This window comes from Pseudomonas sp. KBW05 (assembly GCF_003852405.1).
Classification (GTDB): domain Bacteria; phylum Pseudomonadota; class Gammaproteobacteria; order Pseudomonadales; family Pseudomonadaceae; genus Aquipseudomonas.
On the sequence record NZ_QAJM01000055.1, the window covers coordinates 16,002 to 34,472 of the forward strand.

Here is an 18,471-nt window from a genome sequence, read left to right on the forward strand (position 1 = left end):
CCCATGAAAGTTGCCCCACCAGAAGACCTCGCCCAAGCCTTCGAAGACGGCTGGCTGCCGATCCGCGAAGTGGCGCGCCAGACCGGCGTCAACGCTGTGACCCTGCGCGCCTGGGAACGCCGTTACGGCCTGATCGTGCCCCAGCGCACGCCCAAGGGGCATCGGCTGTTCAGCGCTGAACACGTGCAACGCATCCACACCATCCTCACCTGGCTCAACCGTGGCGTGCCGGTCAGCCAGGTGAAAACCCTGATCGACTCCGCCCAGACCAGCCCTGATGCCGTCGAAAACGAGTGGCATGCCCTGCGCCAAAACCTGCTGCACGCCATCAGCGAGTTGGCCGAGCGGCGCGTCGATGACGTCTTCAACCAAGCCATGGCGCTCTACCCGCCGCGCACCCTGTGCGAGCAATTGCTGTTGCCGCTGCTCAACGACCTGGAGCAGCGCTGGCAAGGCCAGTTCGGCGCGCAGATGGAGCGGGTGTTTTTCCTCTCGTGGCTGCGCAGCAAATTCGGCGCGCGCATCTATCACAACAACCGCCAGCTCCAGGGCGCGCCGCTGCTGCTGGTCAACCAGTCCGACCTGCCGCTGGAGCCGCACCTGTGGCTCAGCGCCTGGCTGGCCAGCAGCGCCGACTGCCCGGTGGAAGTCTTCGACTGGCCGCTGCCGGCCGGCGAGCTGGCGCTGGCGGTGGAACACCTGCAACCACGCGCCGTGCTGTTGTATTCAAGCAAGGCCCTGCATCTGCCGACCCTCGGCAAGCTGCTGGCCGGCGTGCCGTGCCCGACGCTGATTGCCGGACCAACGGTATGCATCCACCAGGCCGAGTTGGCCGTATTAACCGGTGACCTCCCCCAATTGTGCGTGGCCGAAGACCCGTTGTCGGCCCACCAGCTACTGATCCAGCGTGGAATCGTCTAAATGCATTTGATCTGGCTGCGCACCGACCTGCGCCTACACGACAACACCGCCCTGGCCGCCGCGAGCCAGCGGGGCCCGATCGCGGCCGTTTACCTGATCACGCCTGAACAATGGCTGGCCCATGACGATGCGCCGTGCAAAGTGGACTTCTGGTTGCGTAACCTGCGCGAACTGAGTGCAACCCTTGGCCAACTGAACATTCCCCTGCTGATCCGCCACGCCGCAACTTGGGACCAGGCGCCCGCCGCATTGAGCGAGCTGTGCCGCGAACTGGCGGTGGCGTCTGTACACGTCAACGAGGAATACGGCATTCACGAAAGCCGCCGCGATGCCGCTGTGGCCACGGCGCTGGAAGCCGACGGTGTGACGTTCCACAGCTACCTCGACCAACTGTTTTTCCAACCCGGCAGCGTGCTGACCAAGACCGGCACCTACTTCCAGGTGTTCAGCCAGTTCCGCAAGGTCTGCTACACCCGCCTGCACAGCGCCTTGCCGCGCCTGGTCCCGACGGCCAAGACCCAAGCAAAGCTGAACGTTGAAAGCGATCCGATTCCGCAGACCGTCGCGGGTTTCGAGCCACCCAGCGATACCCTGCGCGCCCTCTGGCCCGCCGGCGAAGACGAAGCGCGCCGTCGCCTCGACGCGTTCGCCGACCAGCAGATCAGCTACTACAAGGACGAACGCGATTTCCCGGCCAAGCCCGGCACCAGCCAACTCTCGGCGTACCTCGCCGCCGGCGTGGTATCGCCGCGCCAATGCCTGCACGCCGCGCTGCAAACCAATCAGGGCGAGTTCGAAAGTGGCGACATCGGCGCCATCACCTGGATCAACGAGTTGCTCTGGCGCGAGTTCTACAAACACATCCTGGTGGGTTACCCACGGGTGTCGCGCCACCGCGCGTTCCGCCCCGAGACCGAAGCCGTGGCCTGGCGCGATGCGCCCAAAGACCTCGCCGCATGGCAAGAAGCGCGCACCGGCCTGCCGATCATCGACGCGGCCATGCGCCAACTGCTGGAAACCGGCTGGATGCACAACCGCCTGCGCATGGTGGTGGCGATGTTCCTGACCAAGAACCTGCTGATCGACTGGCGTGAAGGCGAGCGTTTTTTCATGCGCCACCTGATCGACGGCGACCTGGCCGCCAACAACGGCGGCTGGCAGTGGAGTTCATCTACCGGCACCGACTCAGCGCCGTATTTCCGGATTTTCAGCCCGCTGAGCCAGTCGGAAAAATTCGACGGCGAAGGCGTGTTCATCAAGCGCTGGCTGCCCGAACTGGCCGCGCTGAATAAAAAGGAAGTGCACAACCCCGAAGCGGTAGGCGGCCTGTTCGGTGTGGCGGATTACCCGCGCGCCATCGTCGACCTGAAAAAATCCCGCGAACGCGCCCTGGCCGCCTTCCGCAGCCTGCCCTCGCGCGAAGCCGCCGGAGGCATTCATGAGTGACTTCCTGCGCCGGTTCGCCCAAGCCTTTGCCACGCTGGACAAGCACAACCTGCACCTGCTCGACAGCCTCTACAGCCAGGACATCGTCTTCGCCGATCCGCTGCATCAAGTCCACGGCCTGCCCGCCATGCACCGCTACTTTGCCGAGCTGTACAGCAATGTCAGCCAGTTGCGCTTCGACTTTCACGGCTTCGACCAAGTCGCCGAAGGCGAAGGCTACCTGCGCTGGAAGATGAGTTTCTGCCACCCGCGCCTGGCCGGCGGCCAGTTGATCCGCGTGCAAGGCTGCTCGCACCTGATGTGGCACGACAAGGTCTACCACCACCGCGACTACTTCGACGCCGGTGCCCTGCTCTACGAACACCTGCCGGTACTCGGCCGCGTCATCCGTTGGCTGAAAAGGAGAGTGGCATGAACCTGACCCCGCCCCGCCGTTATTGGCTGACCGGTGCCAGCAGTGGCATCGGCGCCGCGCTGGCCGTGGAGTTGCTCAACAGCGGCGCCCACGTGGCGCTCAGCTCACGCAGCAAAGGCCCGCTGGAAGCCCTCGCCCAACGTTATCCGGGGCAAGTACTGGTGGTGGCCGGCGACCTCACCAACAGCCAGACCGTGCGCGAGATCGGCGAGCATATCGCCGTGGTCTGGGGCTCATTGGACACGGTGATCCTCAATGCCGGCACCTGTGAATATGTGGATGCCAGACAGTTCGACTCGTCGATCATCGAACATGTGGTACGCACCAACCTGCTGGCCAGCAGTTACTGCATCGAGGCCGCGCTACCCCTGTTGCGCGCCGGGCAAACCCCGCACCTGGTCGGCGTGGCCAGCGCCGTGACGTACCTGCCCATGCCCCGCGCCGAAGCCTATGGCGCGTCCAAGGCCGGCTTGCGTTATCTGTTCGAAGCGCTGCGCATCAGCCTGTCGCCGGAAAACATCGACGTCACGGTGATCAGCCCGGGTTTTGTCGAAACGCCACTCACCGACCGCAACGATTTTCCCATGCCCCTGAGCTGGACGGCCGACAAAGCCGCGCGGCATATCTTCGCCAAGCTGGACAAGCGCCCGCTGGAAATCGCCTTCCCCGCGCTGTTTATCGCCACCCTGTGGCCGCTGTCGAAACTGCCCAAGCGTGCGCAGTTGTTCATCGGCAAACGCATGTTGCGCAGCCCGCCACCGCAGAAGGACCGCCTGTGAAAATCGCCATTATCGGCAGCGGCATCGCCGGGCTGACCAGCGCCTATCTGCTCAGCCGTCGCCATGACATCACCCTGTTTGAAGCCGGCGACCGCATCGGCGGGCATACCCACACGGTCAACGTCAGCGTCGAAGGCAAAAGCTATGCAGTGGACACCGGTTTTATCGTGTTCAACGACTGGACCTATCCCAATTTCATCCGCCTGTTGGGGCAGATCGGGGTGAAGTTCAAACCCACAGAGATGAGTTTTTCGGTCCACGATGAGCAGCAGCTTTTCGAGTACAACGGCAACAACCTCAACAGCCTGTTTGCGCAGCGACGCAATATCCTGTCGCCGGGGTTCTGGGGCATGTTGCGCGATATCCTGCGTTTCAACCGCCAGGCGCCGCTGGACCTGCAGGAACAGCGCATCAGCGCCGAAATGACCCTGGGCGATTACCTGAAGGCTGGCGGCTATGGCGAGCGGTTTATCCGTCACTACATCGTGCCGATGGGGGCGGCGATCTGGTCGATGTCCCTGGCGGACATGCTCGGTTTTCCCTTGCAGTTCTTTGTACGTTTCTTCAAGAACCACGGCTTGCTGTCGGTGAGCAACCGCCCGCAGTGGTGTGTGATCGAGGGCGGTTCCAGCAGCTACATCGAACCACTGACCCATAGATTTCGCGAACAGATCCGTCTCGATTGCCCTGTGGATAAAGTCGCGCGCAGTGAGGCTGGCGTGGTTATCCACAGCTCGGCCGGTGTCGAGCATTTCGACCGCGTGGTGTTCGCCTGTCACAGCGACCAGGCCCTGGCGTTGCTGGCCGACCCGAGCCAGGCCGAGCAGGAGGTCCTCGGTGCCCTGCCCTACGCCGACAACGATGTGGTGCTACACACCGACACCCGCCTGCTGCCGGATCGCAAACTGGCCTGGGCCAGCTGGAATTATCGCCTGAGTGGCAATGCGCAGAGCCAGGCCGCCGTGACTTACGACATGAACATCCTGCAAGGCATCGACAGCGCCACCACCTTTTGCGTCAGTCTCAACCAGACGGCGATGATCAACCCGCTGAAGATCCTCGCCCGCTACACCTACGCCCACCCGCAATACAGCCTGGCGGCGGTGGCGGCGCAGGCGCGCTGGCAGGAAGTGTCCGGCGTGCGCAATACCTTTTATTGCGGCGCCTACTGGGCCAACGGCTTCCACGAAGACGGCGTGGTCAGCGCCCTGCGCGTAGCCGACGCCTTTGGGGAAAGCCTGTGAACAGCGCCCTGTACAGCGGCTGGATTGCCCATCGCCGGTTTGCGCCCAAGGCTCACGCCTTTCGCTACCGCATCGGCCTGCTGTACCTAGATTTGAGTGAAGAACAGCAAGTGCTGGGGCTCTCACCCCTGGCCGGGCCGAGCCGTTTTGCGCCCTTTGGTTTCCGCCAGCAGGATTACCTGCGTGCATTCACGCGCAGCGGCATGAGCTTGAGCGATGCCGTGCGCCAGGAAGTCGGCAAGGCCCTGGGGCATACACCCCAGGGCGTTATCTGCCTGCTGACCCAGGCCCGCAGTTGGGGCCTGGCGTTTAACCCAGTGAGTTTCTTCTACTGCTTTGAGGCTGACGGACAACTGGCCGCGATCCTGTGTGAAGTGACCAACACCCCATGGCGCGAGCGCTACCACTACGTGCTACCGGCCCAGGCCCTCGGCGCGGACGAGCACCAGCACTTCGCCGTGGCCAAGGCCTTCCATGTGTCGCCGTTCCTGCCCCGGGACCTGGAATACCGCATGAGCTTCAGCCCGCCCGCCAGCAAACTCGGCGTGCACATGGCCGACTGGCAGGGCACGCAAAAGGTCTTCGATGCCACCTTGAGCCTGGAAAAAGAAGCCCTCGACCGCGCCAGCCTGCACCGTTACCTGTGGCGCTTCCCGTGGATGACCGCCAAGACCTGCGTTGCGATCTACTGGCAGGCCCTGCGCCTGTTGCTCAAACGCACGCCGATTTTCCCCCACCGAGCCGCCGATGGCGCCTCCCGTACTGCAGTCGGGTATACCAAGGATCGCCGCCATGAAAACCCCTAGCTTATCGGTCAAAACCCATCGCCTGAACGTCAACGGCATGACCAGCGCCCTGCTGCGCAAGGCCGTGCTGCGCCAACTCAGCCAACTGCGCCACGGCCAATTGGTGGTGATCGAAGACGGCGAACGCCAGGTCTTCGGCGCACGGGAAGCGCACCTGCTGGGGGAAATTCACATCCTCGATTCGGCCGTGTGGGGCCTGGTGGCGGCCAGCGGTTCCATCGGCGCGGGCGAAGCGTTTATCCACGGTTACTGGAGCAGCCCGGACCTGACCGCCGTGGTGCGCGTGATGGTCAGCAACCTCGACGTGCTCGATGCGATGGAAGGCGGCCTCGCGCGCCTGGCCCGCCCGTTTACCCAGGGTCTGCACTGGCTCAACCGCAACACGCGCAAGGGTTCGCAGAAAAACATCGCCGCCCATTACGACCTCGGCAACGACCTGTTCGAAGAATTCCTCGACCCGACCATGATGTATTCGGCGGCGCAATTCCTCACCGCCGACGACACCCTGGAACAGGCACAACTGAACAAACTGGAGCGCATCTGCCAGAAACTCGCGCTCAAACCCGCCGACCATCTGCTGGAAATCGGCACCGGCTGGGGCAGCATGGCGCTGTACGCGGCGCAGCATTACGGCTGCAAGGTCACCACCACGACGTTGTCCAAGGAGCAGTTTGCCTACACCGAACAACGCATCGCCGCCCTGGGGCTGGGTGATCAGGTGACGCTGCTGTTGCAGGACTACCGCGACCTGAGTGGCCAGTACGACAAGCTGGTGTCCATCGAGATGATCGAAGCGGTGGGCCACCGCTTCCTGCCCACCTACTTCAAACAGTGCGCGCAGTTACTCAAGAGCGATGGCTTGATGTTGCTGCAAGCCATCACCATCCGCGACCAGCGCTACGAACAGGCGAAGACCAACGTCGACTTTATCCAGCGCTATATCTTCCCCGGCGGCGCCTTGCCCTGTGTGCAAAAGATGCTCGAGATCGTCAGCCGCGATACCGACATGAACTTGCTGCACATGGAGGATTTCGGTCTGCACTACGCACGGACCCTACGCTTGTGGCATGAGAATTTTCGCCGCGCCCATGGCCGCCTCGCCGAGCTGGGCTACGATGAGTACTTCCTGCGCTTGTGGGAATTCTACCTGTGCTACTGCGAAGGGGGCTTTATGGAGCGTACGATCGGTACCGCACAATTGCTGCTGGCCAAACCCGCCGCAATCAACCCGCCGCTGCTCGGGCGTTTTGATGCTTAAACCGCTGGCCAATGCCGTCCTGTTCCAGTGCGGCTGGTTCGCCTGCGTGCTGGGCGGCAACAGCCCCTGGTTGCTGGTCGCGGCGGCCGCACTCGCCGTGCATCTGCTGTGGATCAGTTCATGGTCGCGCGAGGGCCAGGCGATACTCGCCGTGACCCTGCTGGGCACGGTGATCGACACCTCGTTGCGCATCTTTGGCGTGTTTCATTTCAGCATGCCCGGGCCGTTGATTCCGCTCTGGCTGGTGGTGCTCTGGGCGCTGCTGGCAACCACCTTGCGCCATTGCCTGGCCTGGAGCGCACGCCCCTGGTGGCGGGCCAGCCTGCTGGGCGCGGTGGGCGGGCCATTGTCGTATTACGCGGGCAGCCAACTGGCCGGGGTGAGTTTCGGCTACGGCACCACGCCGACCGTGATCGGCCTGGCGTTGCTGTGGGCCCTGTTGTTCCCGGTCCTGCACTGGGTGGCCCGACAACTGGAGCACTGACGCCCGTCAGAGCATTCATACGCGCAACAGCGGCTTGCCTTACACTGCGCGCCTATGACTAACATCCCCCACACCCAAATCGCCGAACCCGCCGTCACCTGCTCGACATGTGCGGCCTGCTGCTGCCAGCTGGAAGTGATGCTGATCACCGACACCGGCGTACCGGAGCGTTACATCGACACAGACGATTGGGGCGGCGAAGTGATGCTGCGCCTCGACGACGGTTGGTGTGCGGCGCTGGACCGGGACACGATGATGTGCACGATCTATGAGCGGCGGCCGTTGATTTGCCGGGAGTTCGAGATGGGGGCGCCGGAGTGTCTGGAGGAAAGGCAGGGGATTGCGACGGCGTACCGCTGATCCTGAGACAAGTGGGTATCCAAATGTGGGAGCGGGCTTGCTCGCGAATGCGGTGGGTCAGCAACAGATGCATTGACTGACACACCGCATTCGCGAGCAAGCCCGCTCCCACACAAGCCCACTCCCACATGGGATTTTCAGTGGCCAGAAAATTTAAAGCGCCAGGGTGTAGTGCAACGCGTAGCTCTCGACCCCATCGTTATTACTGCTCAGCCCCGCATTGGAATAGTGCGTGGCGCGAATGCCGACTTCATGCCCCCCATTGAAGCGCAAGCCAAAGCCCAGCCGGTCTTCGAACTGAAAGGCCTGGCCAATATTGTTGTCTTCGACCCGCGTACGCGAAAACACCGCCAGGCCAACCCCCGCCTCGATGTACGGCTTGACCGCCTCCCCGGCAAATTCATACACAAACACTGGCGAGAACGACAGGCTGCTAACGCTCGCACGTTTGTCACCGTCCCAGTAGGTGTAGGCGCCGCTCCAGTAACCGGTCAAGCGACCGGTTTCGCTCTGCCACCAGCTTTTATCCCACTGCGATGTCAGCCCCAACCGGTAGGTCATGGTTGAATCACTGGTACTCCCCACCCCCAATTCCAGGCCCGCGGCCTGGGCTGAAACGGAGTGTCCTACAACGACGGCCGCAATCGCAGCCAAACAGAACAAGCGCTTCATAAGAAACATCCCTTCCGAACGTAGTTATATGGTTTGTGTACAGGCTATCTCGCTAATAGAAGCCGGCGCGTAGACAGAAGTTCCCGCCGATAACGCCGTCATTTCACGAAATTTTCACGCCCCGAAGCTTCGCACAACGCCGGGATATTTCCATAGTGTTGGTAGGATATTTCTTAGGTGATACACATCGCCGCTGGTCCAGAACTGTGCAGGCTCGGGGTTACCGCTGGCCAAGAGGTCGCGCTCGCCCAACAAACGCTTGAGCTGGCGGGCCACTGCGGCGCCGGTGTCGATGAGAATGATGCTGGGAGGCAGCATCTGTGCCAGGAGTGGCTTGAGGAAGGGGTAATGGGTGCAGCCGAGAATAATGGTGTCGCACCCGGCGCTGAGCAACGGGTCGATATAACCCTGCAACAACTGGCGCAGCGCAGGGCTGTTCAGGTCGCCGGTCTCGATCAGCTCTACCAGGCCCGGGCAAGGCTGGGTGATCACGCGCACATCGGTGGCGAAGCGGTCGAGCAAGGCGGCGAACTTGGCGCTTTGCAATGTGCCGGTGGTGGCGAGCACGCCGACCACACCGCTGCGGGTCGCGGCGGCAGCGGGTTTGACGGCGGGCTCCATGCCCACCAGCGGCCAGTCGGGAGAATCCAGGCGTAGGTCGGCCACGGCCGCGACGGTGGCGGTATTGCAGGCAATCACAAACGCCTTGGCGCCCTTTTCGCGGAAAAACTCAGCGACCCGGCGCGAACGATCAAGAATGAATGCAGGCGTTTTCTCGCCGTACGGGATATGCCCGCAATCGGCCACATACAGCAGCGATTCGTGGGGCAGCAGTTGCTGGATTTCGTCCAGCACCGTCAAGCCGCCGATGCCGGAATCGAACACACCGATCGGCGCGTCCTTAACCATGTTGCGGCCCACACACGCTGCAACCGGGGTCGCGCTTGACGCGCAGCTCACGGAAACGGGTGGTCAAGGCATCGATCAACAGCAGGCGCCCCACCAGTGGCTCGCCGAAACCGGCCAGCAGCTTCAGGGCTTCCAGCGCTTGCAGGCTGCCGACCAGGCCCACGAGCGGGCCGACCACGCCGGCTTCGCTGCAGGTCAGTTCAGTGTCGCTGCCGTGCCCATATAAACAGTGGTAACACGGGCTTTCGGCGCGACGCGGGTCGAACACCGACAACTGCCCTTCCAGGCGAATCGCCGCGCCGCTGATCAACGGCTTGTTCGCGGCGACGCAGGCGGCGTTGACCGCTTCGCGGGTGGAAAAGTTGTCGCTGCAATCGAGCACCACATCCACCGCCGCCACCGCGGCCGCCAGCGAATCGGCATCCAGCGCGCTGCGATGGGCCACCAACTTGATTTGCGGGTTGATCGCGCTCAGGCGGCGCAGGGCCGAATCGACCTTGGTCTGCCCGACGCTGTCGGTGTCGTGGATGATCTGGCGTTGCAGGTTGGTCAGGTCGACAGTGTCGAAGTCCGCCACGTGCAACTCGCCAACACCGGCCGCCGCCAGGTACAACGCCACCGGCGCGCCCAGGCCGCCGAGGCCGATGATCAGGGCGCGGCCATGCTTGAGGCGCAACTGGCCGTCAATGTCGACCTGCTGCAACAGAATCTGTCGGCTATAGCGCAACAGCTCCTGATCGGTCAGCACGGCCGGCGTCCCAGGGTGATGCGTTCGTGGCCGCCCAGGTCGATGCGGCTGTGGACGTCTGCAAAGCCTTGGCTCAGCAACAGATCACGCACGGCCGGGGCCTGGTCGTAACCGTGTTCGAGCAGCAACCAACCACCGGCATTCAGGTGCTTTGGTGCTTCGTGGATGATGTGGCGCAAGTCATCCAGGCCGTCGCGGCCCGCCACTAGAGCGCTGGCCGGTTCGAAGCGCACGTCACCGGCGACCAGGTGCGGGTCATTGTCGGCGATGTACGGCGGGTTGCTGATGATCAGGTCGTAGGTGTGGCCTTGCAGGGCGCTGAACCAATGACTATTCAGTACCGTGACATTATTCAGGTGCAGGCGTTGGCGATTGCGTTCGGCCAGGGCCACGGCTTCCAGCACGCGGTCGACGGCGGTGACCTTCCAGGCCGGGCGCTCGCTGGCCAAGGCCAGGGCGATGGCGCCGCTGCCGGTGCCGAGGTCGAGGACCTGGGTCGGCGAGGCCGGCAATAATTCCAGGGCCGCTTCCACCAGCAACTCGGTGTCCGGGCGTGGAATCAGGGTGTGGGGCGCGACCTCCAGGTCCAGCTTCCAGAAGCCTTGCTGGCCGAGGATATACGCCACTGGCTCACCGCCACGGCGACGTTGCAGGTAGCTGGCAAAGGTCAGCGCGTCTTCGCTGCTGACGATTTTTTCTGGCCAGGTGTGCAGGTAGCTGCGGGGTTTGCCCAGGGCCGCCGCCAGCAGAAGCTCGGCGTCCAGGCGCGCGGTGGGCGAGTCGGGCAGGTCGGCGGCGCGCAGCAGGCTGGCAATGATGGTCATTTATTCACCTATCGCCGCTAATTGATCGGCCTGGTATTCGGCGAGCAACGGCTCGATCACGGCATCGACGCCACCGGCGAGAATCTCGTCGAGGGAGTACAGCGTGAGGTTGACCCGGTGGTCGGTGACCCGGCCCTGGGCAAAGTTGTAGGTACGGATGCGCTCGGAGCGGTCACCCGAGCCCACCAGCAACTTGCGCTCGCTGGCAATCGCGTTGGCGGCGGCGCTGGTCTGCTGGTCGTTGAGTTTGGCCGACAGCCAAGACATGGCCCGCGCGCGGTTCTTGTGCTGGGAACGTTCTTCCTGGCACTCCACCACGATGCCGGACGGCAAGTGCGTGATGCGGATGGCCGAGTCGGTCTTGTTGACGTGCTGGCCACCGGCACCCGACGAGCGGTAGGTGTCGACGCGCAGGTCAGCCGGGTTGATCTCGATGGCTTCCTGCTCGTCCGGCTCGGGCAACACGGCCACGGTGCACGCGGAGGTGTGGATGCGGCCCTGGGACTCGGTGGCCGGCACGCGCTGTACGCGGTGTGCGCCGGATTCGAACTTGAGCTTGCCGTAGACGTTATCGCCTTCGACCCGTGCGATGACTTCTTTATAGCCGCCGTGCTCGCCTTCGTTCTCCGAGAGGATCTCGACCCGCCAGCCGCGACGTTCGGCATAGCGCGAATACATGCGGAACAGATCGCCGGAGAAGATCGCCGCCTCGTCGCCACCGGTGCCGGCGCGGATTTCGAGGAACACGTTGCGCCCGTCATTCGGGTCTTTGGGCAGCAGCATGCGTTGCAGGTCGCCTTCCAGCGCGACGAGCTTTTCCTTGGCCTCGCGGACTTCTTCCACGGCCATTTCGCGCATGTCCGGGTCGCTGTCCTTGAGCAGTGCCTGGGCACCTTCGAGGTCGGCCTGGGTTTTCAGCCACTGGCCGTAGGTGGTCACAATCGGCTCAACTTCCGCGTATTCCTTGGAATAGGTGCGGAACTTGGTCTGATCGGAGATGACTTCGCCATCGCCGAGCAAGGCGGTCAGTTCTTCGAAACGGTCCTGGAGCACGTCCAGTTTATTGAGCAGTGACGCTTTCATTGCGGTTTTTTATCCGAAGAGCTATCTGACGCGCCCTCACCGAGGGCAAAGAGTTCCTGGGCCATGGCCAGCGCATCGAGGCGGCCTTCGGCGGTAAGCTTTTTCAGTTGCACGCTGGGAGCATGCAGCAATTTGTTGGTCAGGCCACGGGCCAGCTGCATCAGCACCTCTTCGGCGCTGCTGCCGTTGGCCAGCAAGCGCTGGGCCTTGCTTAGTTCCTCGTCGCGCAGGCGTTCGCCCTGCTGACGATACGCCTTGAGCACGTCCACCGCTGCCAGTTCACGCAGGCGCACCATGAAATCGTCGGCGCCGGTGCTGACCATCTCTTCGGCAGCCTGGGCAGCACCCTGGCGACTCTTGAGGTTTTCGGCGACCACTTCGTGCAGATCGTCGACGCTATAGAGGTAAACGTCGTCCAACTCGCCGACTTCTGGCTCGATATCCCGGGGAACGGCGATATCCACCATAAAGATCGGCTTGTGCTTGCGCAGTTTCAGCGCGCTCTCGACCGCGCCTTTACCGAGGATCGGCAACTGGCTGGCGGTGGAGCTGATGACGATATCGCTGCGCACCAACTCGGCCGGGATGTCCGACAGCAACACCGCGTGGGCGCCAAACTGCTCGGCGAGGATGCTCGCGCGTTCCAGCGTGCGATTGGCGACGACGATGCGCTTCACGCCCAGGTCGTGCAGGTGGCGGGCCACCAGGGTGATGGTTTCACCGGCGCCGATCAACAGGGCCTGGCTGCGCTGCAAGTCACTGAAAATCTGTTTGGCCAGGCTGACCGCGGCAAACGCCACGGATACCGGGTTTTCGCCGATGGCGGTGTCGGTGCGCACCTGCTTGGCCGAATTGAACGTGGCCTGAAACAGGCGGCCCAGCAGCGGCCCCACGGTGCCGGCCTCACGCGCCACGGCGTAAGCGGACTTCATCTGGCCGAGGATCTGCGGCTCGCCCAACACCAGCGAATCGAGACCGGCGGCCACACGCATCATGTGACGAACTGCCGCATCTTCTTCGTGCACATAAGCACACGCGCGCAGCTCTTCGAGGCTTAAATGGTGATAATCGGCCAGCCAGCGCAGCACCACATCCGCTGAAAGATGTTCCTGCTCTATATAAAGCTCGCTGCGATTGCAGGTTGAAAGGATTGCAGCTTCGCGGCTGTCGGTGAGCCGGCAGAGCTGTTGCAAGGCCTCAACCAACTGCTCTGGCGTGAACGCCACGCGCTCGCGCACGTCTACGGAAGCAGTCTTGTGGTTAATACCGAGTGCGAGGAAGGCCATTCAATATCGCTGATGATGTCGGGAAGCCGACAATTGTCCTACTTCGAAAGATTCAGAACAACCACCGTCGTCTATTGTCCCTATACGTTGTGCCTATAAATACACCAACTGAGTCTCGGTTATGTTTGGCCGAAGGCTTGTGTCATGATGATCCGACCGCAGGTTAGTCGTCCTCTTCCTATATGAATAGATCTTCCGCGTTGCTCCTTGCTTTTGTCTTCCTCAGCGGCTGCCAGGCCTTGGCCCCGGTGTCGCCGGACGGTACGCCGCCGGTGGAAGACAGCACCCCCGCCCCTGAAAAGCCCAAGGTTTATTCCTCGTTCAGTGAAGAAACGGTGTTCAGCCTGCTGAGCGCGGAGCTGGCTGGCCAGCGCAATCGTTTCGATATTGCGCTGGATAACTACGTGACCCAGGCCATCAACACCCAGGACCCGGGCATTTCCGAGCGGGCGTTTCGCATCGCCGAGTACCTGGGCGCCGATCAGGCTGCGCTTGATACCTCGCTGATCTGGGCGAAAAACGCCCCGGATGACCTTGAAGCGCAACGCGCGGCCGCCGTGCAATTGGCACGCGCCGGGCGCTACGACGACTCCATGGTCTATATGGAGAAGGTCTTGCAGGGCAAGGGCGACACCCATTTCGACTTCCTCGCGCTGTCGGCCGCCGACACCGACCAGGACACGCGCAATGGCCTGATGAAGAGTTTCGACCGCCTGCTGCAAAAACATCCAAAGAACAGCCAGCTGATTTTCGGCAAGGCTTTGCTGTTGCAACAGGACGACGAAGCCGATGCGGCCCTGAAGCTGCTGGAGCAGAACCCACCGGAAGAGGGTGAAATCGCGCCGATCCTGCTGCGCGCGCGCCTGCTGCAAAACCTCAATCGCGGCAAGGAAGCGATTCCACTGCTGGAAAAAAGCATCAAAAAGTACCCGGACGACAAGCGCCTGCGCCTGACTTACGCGCGCATGCTGGTCGAGCAGGACCGCATGGAGGACGCCAAAGTGCAGTTCGCCAACCTGGTCCAGCAATACCCGGACGACGATGAACTGCGTTATTCCCTGGCGCTGGTGTGCCTGGAAGCCAAGGCCTGGGACGAGGCCAAGGGTTATCTGCAAGAGCTGATCGAACGCGAAAGCCATGTGGACTCCGCACATCTGAACCTGGGTCGCATTGCCGAAGAGAAAAACGACCCGCAGGCAGCCCTGCTCGAATATGCCCAGGTCGGCCCCGGCAACGACTACTTGCCGGCGCAACTGCGCCAGGCCGATATCCTGATGAGCAATGGCCGCACCGATGAGGCGGAAAAACGCCTGGCGGCCGCGCGCGATGCGGAACCGGACTACGCGATCCAGCTTTACCTGATCCAGGCTGAAACCTTGTCGGCCAACAAACAGGGCGAGCGCGCCTGGAAATTGCTGCAACAAGCGCTGCTGCAATACCCCGACGACTTGAACCTGCTGTACACCCGCGCCATGCAGGCGGAAAAACGCAATGACCTGGCGCAGATGGAAAAAGACCTGCGCCTGATCATCAAGCGCGACCCGGACAACGCCATGGCCTTGAATGCCCTGGGCTACACCTTGTCCGACCGCACGACGCGCTACGACGAAGCCAAGGCGCTGATCGAACAAGCCCACGCACTCAACCCGGAAGACCCGGCCGTACTCGACAGCCTCGGCTGGGTGAATTACCGCCTGGGCAACCTCGATGAAGCCGAACGTTTGCTGCGCCAGGCCCTGGAGCGGTTCCCCGACCAGGAAGTCGCGGCGCACCTGGGTGAAGTGTTGTGGGCCAATGGCAAGCAGCGCGAAGCCCGTCAAATCTGGGAGAAGTTCCTCAAGGAACAACCCGAAAGCCCTATCCTGCGCGGCACCATCAAGCGCCTGACCGGATCCGAGACCCTTTAAGCTTATGTTCTTGCGCCACGTTGTAGTGTTCAGCCTTATCGCCCTGCTCGCCGGTTGTGCGGGCATCGGCAGCCGTGAATCCGTCGAGGGCCAGGGCAACCCGGCGCAATGGAAACAGCACAAGGACCAGCTCAGCAGTATTGATGGCTGGCAGATCGAAGGAAAAGTCGGCGTTCGCGCGCCGAAAGATTCCGGCAGCGGCACCTTGTTCTGGCTGCAACGCCAGGACTACTACGATATTCGCCTGTCTGGCCCGCTGGGCCGTGGCGCCGCACGCCTGACCGGCCGGCCGGGGCAAGTGAGCCTGGAAGTGGCCAACCAGGGCCGCTATGAGGCGACGTCACCGGAAACGCTGCTGGAAGAGCAAATCGGCTGGAAGCTACCGGTATCGCATCTGGTCTGGTGGGTACGCGGCCTGCCCGCGCCGAACAGCAAAAGTCGCCTGAGCCTGAACGGCGACAGCCGCCTGGCCACCCTGGAGCAGGATGGTTGGCAGGTCGAGTATTTGAGCTATGTGCAGCAGAGCGGTTATTGGCTGCCGGAGCGCATCAAGCTGCATGGCACCGACCTGGATGTCACGTTGGTGATCAAGGACTGGCAACCGCGCAAGCTGGGGCAATAACGTGACCGTACAAAAGCTGACCCTGCCCTCTCCCGCCAAACTCAATTTGATGCTGCATATCCTCGGTCGCCGTGAAGACGGTTATCACGAGTTGCAGACGTTGTTTCAATTTCTCGACTACGGCGATGAAATGACCTTCGCCGTTCGCGACGATGGCGTGATCCAACTGCATACGGCATTCGAAGGCGTGCCCCACGACAGCAACCTGATCGTGAAGGCTGCAAAAAAACTTCAGGAACAATCTGGCTGCACGCTCGGCATCGACATCTGGATCGATAAAATCCTGCCCATGGGCGGTGGTATCGGCGGCGGCAGTTCGAATGCGGCCACCACGTTGCTGGGTCTGAATCACTTGTGGCAGCTGGGTTGGGACCACGATCGCCTGGCGGCGCTGGGCCTTGCGCTGGGCGCCGACGTCCCGGTTTTCGTGCGTGGACACGCCGCATTTGCTGAGGGTGTCGGGGAAAAACTCACCCCTGTAGAGCCCGAAGAACCGTGGTATGTCGTACTTGTGCCGCAAGTATCTGTAAGTACAGCAGAAATTTTTTCAGATCCGTTGTTGACACGTAACTCTTCTCCCATTAAAGTGCGCCCCGTTCCCAAGGGAAACAGTCGAAATGACTGCTTACCGGTTGTAGCAAGGCGTTATCCAGAGGTACGTAACGCTTTGAATTTGTTAGGTAAATTTACCGAAGCAAAATTAACCGGAACTGGAAGTTGTGTGTTTGGGGGCTTCCCAAACAAAGCTGAAGCTGATAAAGTCTCGGCCCTTCTTACAGAGACCCTTACAGGGTTTGTAGCAAAGGGAAGCAACGTTTCGATGTTGCATCGCAAGCTGCAAAGTCTGCTCTGAAAGGAACCGAGTGTTAGGCACTCGTTGCAACAGATACAGGGGCGTCGCCAAGCGGTAAGGCAGCAGGTTTTGATCCTGCCATGCGTTGGTTCGAATCCAGCCGCCCCTGCCATTTTCTAATACTCATCCAGGTTACCCTCAGCCTCTAGGTACTGCGCGTGTCCAAGATGATGGTCTTTACGGGGAACGCCAACCCCGATCTGGCTCGACGTGTCGTACGTCAGCTGCATATCCCTCTCGGTGACATCTCTGTCGGTAAGTTCTCCGACGGCGAAATTACAGCCGAGATCAATGAAAACGTCCGCGGTAAAGACGTCTTCATTATTCAGCCGACTTGCGCTCCGACCAACGATAACCTGATGGAACTCGTCGTGATGGCTGATGCCTTCCGCCGCTCCTCAGCGACTCGAATCACAGCTGTAATCCCTTACTTTGGTTATGCCCGTCAGGATCGCCGTCCGCGTTCCGCACGTGTAGCTATCAGCGCGAAAGTCGTTGCTGACATGCTGACCGTGGTAGGTATCGACCGTGTTCTCACGGTTGACCTGCACGCTGACCAAATCCAGGGGTTCTTCGATATTCCGGTAGATAACATCTACGGTTCGCCAGTATTGGTGGATGACATCGAAGACCAGCGCTTTGAAAACCTGATGATCGTGTCCCCGGACATTGGTGGCGTCGTGCGTGCACGGGCTGTTGCCAAATCCTTGGGCGTGGACCTCGGGATCATCGACAAACGCCGTGAAAAAGCCAATCACTCTGAAGTGATGCATATCATCGGTGATGTCGAAGGGCGTACCTGTATTCTGGTTGATGACATGGTCGACACCGCCGGCACCCTGTGCCACGCGGCGAAAGCCTTGAAAGAGCACGGTGCAGCAAAAGTCTTCGCCTACTGCACACACCCTGTGCTGTCGGGCCGAGCGATCGAGAACATCGAGAACTCCATGCTGGACGAACTGGTGGTGACTAACACCATCCCGTTGTCCGCAGCAGCTCAAGCCTGTTCGCGTATCCGTCAACTGGATATCGCACCGGTAGTTGCCGAGGCGGTTCGCCGCATCAGCAATGAAGAATCGATCAGCGCGATGTTCCGTTAAGGGTCAAACCTTCGGATCATTTCACTGACGAAAAGCGCCCCGCCCCAGCATTCTGCCGGGGCGGGGCTTTTTTGCCCATATCGCCTTTAGCGCTGGTCGCAAACGCTGGGGCGAATGTGGTTATTTTGGAGATACAACATGAACGATTTTACTCTGAATGCTGAAGCGCGTTCCGACCTGGGGAAAGGTGCGAGCCGCCGCCTGCGTCGTCTCGCAAGCCTGGTTCCAGCTGTAGTTTACGGTGGCGAAAAAGCCCCTGAATCCATCAGCATGCTGGCCAAAGAAATCGCCAAACTGCTCGAAAACGAAGCTGCCTACAGCCACGTTATCGAACTGAACGTTGGCGGCACCAAGCAAAACGTAATCATCAAAGCTCTGCAACGTCACCCGGCCAAAGGCCACGTGCTGCACGCTGACTTTGTACGCGTTGTTGCTGGTCAGAAACTGACCGCGATCGTTCCAGTTCACTTCGTTGGTGAAGCGGCTCCGATCAAGAAAGGCGGCGAAATCTCGCACGTTGTTGCTGAGATCGAAGTAACTTGCCTGCCGAAAGACCTGCCTGAGTTCATCGAAGTCGATCTGACTAACGCTGAAGTCGGCACCATCATCCACCTGTCCGACCTCAAAGCCCCTAAAGGCGTTGAGTTTGTTGCACTGGCTCACGGTGATGACAAAGCTGTTGCAAACGTACACGCTCCACGCGTTGCACCAGAAGCAGACGCTGCAGAGTAATTCACTCTGTAACGTCGGAGCT

20 protein-coding genes and 1 tRNA gene are annotated in these 18,471 nt (G+C 61.4%); 15 read left to right on the plus strand and 6 right to left on the minus strand.

Annotated elements, in window-relative coordinates:
- Positions 1–3: 3 nt before the first annotated feature.
- Genes DBR46_RS29500 through DBR46_RS29540 form a run of 9 tightly spaced genes read left to right on the plus strand, consistent with a single transcriptional unit; the run spans position 4 to position 7,713 of the window.
- On the plus strand, positions 4–921 hold the full coding sequence (locus DBR46_RS29500) for a MerR family transcriptional regulator (RefSeq protein WP_124529860.1): 918 nt from the start codon (positions 4–6) through the stop codon (positions 919–921).
- Positions 922–2,367, plus strand: coding sequence for a deoxyribodipyrimidine photo-lyase (phrB, locus tag DBR46_RS29505; RefSeq protein WP_124529862.1), 1,446 nt, complete (start codon positions 922–924; stop codon positions 2,365–2,367).
- Entirely contained in the window at positions 2,360–2,782 is a 423-nt protein-coding gene (locus DBR46_RS29510) for a nuclear transport factor 2 family protein (protein WP_124529865.1), read from the plus strand. Before phrB ends, DBR46_RS29510 begins: the two co-directional genes overlap by 8 nt.
- Positions 2,779–3,561: an SDR family oxidoreductase gene (locus DBR46_RS29515; protein ID WP_124529867.1), complete on the plus strand. Its 783-nt coding sequence runs from the start codon at positions 2,779–2,781 to the stop codon at positions 3,559–3,561. The genes DBR46_RS29510 and DBR46_RS29515 overlap by 4 nt, the downstream gene beginning before the upstream one ends.
- On the plus strand, positions 3,558–4,805 hold the full coding sequence (locus DBR46_RS29520) for an NAD(P)/FAD-dependent oxidoreductase (protein WP_124529869.1): 1,248 nt from the start codon (positions 3,558–3,560) through the stop codon (positions 4,803–4,805). The genes DBR46_RS29515 and DBR46_RS29520 overlap by 4 nt, the downstream gene beginning before the upstream one ends.
- Positions 4,802–5,611 (plus strand): DUF1365 domain-containing protein, encoded by an 810-nt coding sequence (locus DBR46_RS29525; protein ID WP_124529871.1) that lies wholly within the window; start codon positions 4,802–4,804, stop codon positions 5,609–5,611. Before DBR46_RS29520 ends, DBR46_RS29525 begins: the two co-directional genes overlap by 4 nt.
- Positions 5,598–6,869, plus strand: a complete 1,272-nt coding sequence (locus tag DBR46_RS29530; protein ID WP_124529873.1) for a cyclopropane-fatty-acyl-phospholipid synthase family protein — start codon at positions 5,598–5,600, stop codon at positions 6,867–6,869. The genes DBR46_RS29525 and DBR46_RS29530 overlap by 14 nt, the downstream gene beginning before the upstream one ends.
- Complete coding sequence (locus DBR46_RS29535) at positions 6,862–7,353, plus strand: DUF2878 domain-containing protein (RefSeq protein WP_124529875.1); 492 nt, start codon at positions 6,862–6,864, stop codon at positions 7,351–7,353. The genes DBR46_RS29530 and DBR46_RS29535 overlap by 8 nt, the downstream gene beginning before the upstream one ends.
- Before the next feature lie 54 nt (positions 7,354–7,407).
- The gene (locus tag DBR46_RS29540; protein WP_071491045.1) at positions 7,408–7,713 is read left to right on the plus strand and encodes a YkgJ family cysteine cluster protein; all 306 of its coding nucleotides are present in this window, start codon (positions 7,408–7,410) and stop codon (positions 7,711–7,713) included.
- Between the two features lie 153 nt (positions 7,714–7,866).
- Here DBR46_RS29540 and DBR46_RS29550 read toward each other — a convergent pair whose 3' ends face one another.
- The 6 genes from DBR46_RS29550 to hemA all read right to left on the minus strand — a co-directional run bounded on the left by DBR46_RS29550 (position 7,867) and on the right by hemA (position 13,235).
- Positions 7,867–8,385 (minus strand): acyloxyacyl hydrolase, encoded by a 519-nt coding sequence (locus DBR46_RS29550; RefSeq protein WP_124529879.1) that lies wholly within the window; start codon positions 8,383–8,385, stop codon positions 7,867–7,869.
- A gap of 114 nt (positions 8,386–8,499) precedes the next feature.
- Positions 8,500–9,294 carry a glutamate racemase gene (gene murI, locus DBR46_RS29555; protein ID WP_124529881.1) on the minus strand — a complete coding sequence of 265 codons (795 nt, stop codon included), beginning with the start codon at positions 9,292–9,294 and terminating at the stop codon, positions 8,500–8,502.
- Positions 9,287–10,042 (minus strand): molybdopterin-synthase adenylyltransferase MoeB, encoded by a 756-nt coding sequence (locus tag DBR46_RS29560; protein ID WP_124529883.1) that lies wholly within the window; start codon positions 10,040–10,042, stop codon positions 9,287–9,289. The genes murI and DBR46_RS29560 overlap by 8 nt, the downstream gene beginning before the upstream one ends.
- Complete coding sequence (prmC, locus tag DBR46_RS29565; RefSeq protein ID WP_124529885.1) at positions 10,036–10,866, minus strand: peptide chain release factor N(5)-glutamine methyltransferase; 831 nt, start codon at positions 10,864–10,866, stop codon at positions 10,036–10,038. The genes DBR46_RS29560 and prmC overlap by 7 nt, the downstream gene beginning before the upstream one ends.
- Positions 10,867–11,949 (minus strand): peptide chain release factor 1, encoded by a 1,083-nt coding sequence (gene prfA, locus DBR46_RS29570; RefSeq protein ID WP_122489521.1) that lies wholly within the window; start codon positions 11,947–11,949, stop codon positions 10,867–10,869.
- Positions 11,946–13,235, minus strand: a complete 1,290-nt coding sequence (gene hemA, locus DBR46_RS29575) for a glutamyl-tRNA reductase (RefSeq protein WP_124529887.1) — start codon at positions 13,233–13,235, stop codon at positions 11,946–11,948. The genes prfA and hemA overlap by 4 nt, the downstream gene beginning before the upstream one ends.
- A gap of 182 nt (positions 13,236–13,417) precedes the next feature.
- Here hemA and DBR46_RS29580 point away from each other — a divergent pair, with 182 nt between their 5' ends.
- The 6 genes from DBR46_RS29580 to DBR46_RS29605 all read left to right on the plus strand — a co-directional run bounded on the left by DBR46_RS29580 (position 13,418) and on the right by DBR46_RS29605 (position 18,449).
- Positions 13,418–15,142 carry a tetratricopeptide repeat protein gene (locus DBR46_RS29580; protein WP_124529889.1) on the plus strand — a complete coding sequence of 575 codons (1,725 nt, stop codon included), beginning with the start codon at positions 13,418–13,420 and terminating at the stop codon, positions 15,140–15,142.
- A gap of 4 nt (positions 15,143–15,146) precedes the next feature.
- Positions 15,147–15,764, plus strand: a complete 618-nt coding sequence (lolB, locus tag DBR46_RS29585) for a lipoprotein insertase outer membrane protein LolB (RefSeq protein WP_124529891.1) — start codon at positions 15,147–15,149, stop codon at positions 15,762–15,764.
- 49 nt (positions 15,765–15,813) lie between these two features.
- Positions 15,814–16,617, plus strand: coding sequence for a 4-(cytidine 5'-diphospho)-2-C-methyl-D-erythritol kinase (ispE, locus tag DBR46_RS29590; protein ID WP_256659425.1), 804 nt, complete (start codon positions 15,814–15,816; stop codon positions 16,615–16,617).
- A gap of 37 nt (positions 16,618–16,654) precedes the next feature.
- Positions 16,655–16,729: transfer RNA gene (locus tag DBR46_RS29595), tRNA-Gln, on the plus strand.
- A gap of 46 nt (positions 16,730–16,775) precedes the next feature.
- Positions 16,776–17,717: a ribose-phosphate pyrophosphokinase gene (locus DBR46_RS29600; protein WP_003208392.1), complete on the plus strand. Its 942-nt coding sequence runs from the start codon at positions 16,776–16,778 to the stop codon at positions 17,715–17,717.
- 138 nt (positions 17,718–17,855) lie between these two features.
- Positions 17,856–18,449, plus strand: coding sequence for a 50S ribosomal protein L25/general stress protein Ctc (locus tag DBR46_RS29605; protein WP_124529895.1), 594 nt, complete (start codon positions 17,856–17,858; stop codon positions 18,447–18,449).
- Positions 18,450–18,471: the final 22 nt, after the last annotated feature.

Excerpts from the sequence above, each read along its gene's own strand:
- DBR46_RS29500 (WP_124529860.1), top strand. The coding sequence starts at position 4 with ATGAAAGTTGCCCCACCAGAAGACCTCGCCCAAGCCTTCGAAGACGGC.
- phrB (WP_124529862.1), top strand. The coding sequence starts at position 922 with ATGCATTTGATCTGGCTGCGCACCGACCTGCGCCTACACGACAACACC.
- DBR46_RS29510 (WP_124529865.1), top strand. The coding sequence starts at position 2,360 with ATGAGTGACTTCCTGCGCCGGTTCGCCCAAGCCTTTGCCACGCTGGAC.
- DBR46_RS29515 (WP_124529867.1), top strand. The coding sequence starts at position 2,779 with ATGAACCTGACCCCGCCCCGCCGTTATTGGCTGACCGGTGCCAGCAGT.
- DBR46_RS29530 (WP_124529873.1), top strand. The coding sequence starts at position 5,598 with ATGAAAACCCCTAGCTTATCGGTCAAAACCCATCGCCTGAACGTCAAC.
- DBR46_RS29535 (WP_124529875.1), top strand. The coding sequence starts at position 6,862 with ATGCTTAAACCGCTGGCCAATGCCGTCCTGTTCCAGTGCGGCTGGTTC.
- DBR46_RS29540 (WP_071491045.1), top strand. The coding sequence starts at position 7,408 with ATGACTAACATCCCCCACACCCAAATCGCCGAACCCGCCGTCACCTGC.
- DBR46_RS29550 (WP_124529879.1), bottom strand. The coding sequence starts at position 8,385 with ATGAAGCGCTTGTTCTGTTTGGCTGCGATTGCGGCCGTCGTTGTAGGA.
- murI (WP_124529881.1), bottom strand. The coding sequence starts at position 9,294 with ATGGTTAAGGACGCGCCGATCGGTGTGTTCGATTCCGGCATCGGCGGC.
- prmC (WP_124529885.1), bottom strand. The coding sequence starts at position 10,866 with ATGACCATCATTGCCAGCCTGCTGCGCGCCGCCGACCTGCCCGACTCG.
- prfA (WP_122489521.1), bottom strand. The coding sequence starts at position 11,949 with ATGAAAGCGTCACTGCTCAATAAACTGGACGTGCTCCAGGACCGTTTC.
- hemA (WP_124529887.1), bottom strand. The coding sequence starts at position 13,235 with ATGGCCTTCCTCGCACTCGGTATTAACCACAAGACTGCTTCCGTAGAC.
- DBR46_RS29580 (WP_124529889.1), top strand. The coding sequence starts at position 13,418 with ATGAATAGATCTTCCGCGTTGCTCCTTGCTTTTGTCTTCCTCAGCGGC.
- lolB (WP_124529891.1), top strand. The coding sequence starts at position 15,147 with ATGTTCTTGCGCCACGTTGTAGTGTTCAGCCTTATCGCCCTGCTCGCC.
- ispE (WP_256659425.1), top strand. The coding sequence starts at position 15,814 with ATGCTGCATATCCTCGGTCGCCGTGAAGACGGTTATCACGAGTTGCAG.
- DBR46_RS29605 (WP_124529895.1), top strand. The coding sequence starts at position 17,856 with ATGAACGATTTTACTCTGAATGCTGAAGCGCGTTCCGACCTGGGGAAA.